The following is a 1,889-nucleotide window of genomic DNA, read 5'->3' as shown; positions in this document are numbered from 1 at the left end:
GCGCGGGCCCGTGCCCTCCTCGACCCATTCATAGACCCCGGCCGGGCAATAGCGGTTCGACGGGCCGGCAAAGACGTCGTGCTCGGAGCTCTTCTGCAGCGCCATGTCGGCACCCTTCAGGTGCACCGGCTGATCTTCCTCGTGATTGGTGTTGGAGAGGAAGACCGATGACAGCCGGTCGAAGGTCAGCTTGCCGTCGGGCTTGACCGCCGGCAGCGGCCTGTGCGCCTTGGCCGGATCGAGCGTCGACCGATCGGGCTTGGCATGCGACTGGGTGCCGAACAGCGAGAAGCCGAGCGTGTTGCACCACATGTCGAATCCGCCGAGCACCACGCCAAGCACGGTCCCAAACTTCGACCACAGCGGCTTGACGTTGCGGACCTTGTAGAGATCCTGACCGACCGGCGAGGAACGCCAGGCGCTCTCATATTCGGCGAGTTCGTCGTTTGCACGGCCCGCCGCCAGCGCGGCATGGGCGTGCTCGGCCGCCAGCATGCCGGTGCCCATCGCGTTGTGCACGCCCTTGATACGCGGCACGTTGACGAAGCCCGCCGCGCAGCCGATCAGCGCGCCGCCGGCAAAGGACAGCCGCGGCACCGACTGATAGCCGCCCTCGGTGATGGCACGCGCGCCATAGGCGAGCCGCTTGCCGCCTTCGAACACGCCGCGGATTGCCGGATGGGTCTTGAAGCGCTGGAACTCGTCGAACGGCGACAGATAAGGATCGTTGTAGTTGAGGTGGACAACGAAGCCGACTGCGACCAGGTTATCGTCGTAATGATAGAGGAACGAGCCTCCACCGGTCCTGCTATCCAGCGGCCAGCCGAACGAATGCTGAATCAGGCCCTTCTGGTGCTTACTGGGGTCGATCTGCCAGACCTCCTTGAGGCCGATGCCGAATTTCGGCGGCTCGCGGTCGGCATCGAGCGAGAATTTGTTGATCAGCTGCTTCGACAGGCTGCCGCGCGCGCCTTCGGCGAACAGCGTGTACTTGCCGAGCAGTTCCATGCCGCGGGTGAAGGAGGATTTGTGCGAGCCGTCCTTGGCGATGCCCATGTCGCCGGTGGCGATGCCGCGCACCGCGCCCTGCTCGTCATAGAGCACTTCGGTGGCCGCGAAGCCCGGATAGATCTCGACGCCGAGCGCTTCAGCCTTGCGCGCCAGCCAGCGGCAGACGTTGCCGAGCGAGCCGATATAGCAATGATGGTTGTCCATCAGCGGCGGCATCGCGAAGGTCGGCAGCGAGATCGCGCTGCTTTCGCTCATCCAGTAGAATTTGTCGGTCTTGACCTGGGTCTTGAGCGGACAATCTTCGTCCGTGCGCCAGTCCGGAATCAGCTTGTCGAGCGCGCTCGGATCGATCACCGCGCCGGAGAGAATATGCGCGCCGACCTCGGAGCCCTTCTCGACTACGACGATATTGAGATCGGGGTCGAGCTGCTTCAGCCGGATCGCAGCCGTCAGGCCCGAGGGCCCTGCGCCGACGATGACGACGTCGAACTCCATGGATTCGCGCGGAGGTAATTCTTCGGTGCTCATGTTTTCGATCTCGGCCCGGTTTCGAGCGTGTCTTGCTTAGAACCTGTTTGGGGTCTCTTGTTTCCGATTTTTCCGGGCAGGACAACCACGGAAATGCATTCCGTCGCGCGACAATGCGGCGTAAAATGACCTCGCATGACACCCGAGGCCCTCCCCAACATCCGGCAATTGCTCGCCTTCTATCTGGAGGCCGGTGTGGACTGCGCGCTGTCGGATGAGCCGGTCAACCGGCTCGTCGAGCCCGAAATGACGCCTGTTGCGGCGCCAGTGGCCCGCGAGGCGTCGGCGCCGCAACCGGTCCGCGGCGCGCCGGCGATTATTCCGCCGCGCGGTGAACCGCCGCCTCCACC

The 1,889-nt window shown here is 64.2% G+C and carries 1 protein-coding gene and 1 pseudogene; one reads left to right on the top strand and one right to left on the bottom strand.

Annotated features, from left to right (window positions below; translation table 11 throughout):
• A partial coding sequence (locus tag WA702_RS21055; RefSeq protein ID WP_425112478.1) for a 4Fe-4S dicluster domain-containing protein occupies window positions 1-1,539 on the bottom strand: 1,539 nt, incomplete at its 3' end.
• Window positions 1,540-1,674: 135 nt separating this feature from the next.
• Here WA702_RS21055 and WA702_RS21050 point away from each other — a divergent pair.
• Window positions 1,675-1,889 (top strand): annotated as a pseudogene (locus tag WA702_RS21050) (uracil-DNA glycosylase); the annotation flags it as partial.

The organism is Bradyrhizobium sp., from assembly GCF_049798375.1.
Lineage (GTDB): Bacteria > Pseudomonadota > Alphaproteobacteria > Rhizobiales > Xanthobacteraceae > Bradyrhizobium.
This window is presented reverse-complemented; position numbering and strand designations above follow the sequence as displayed.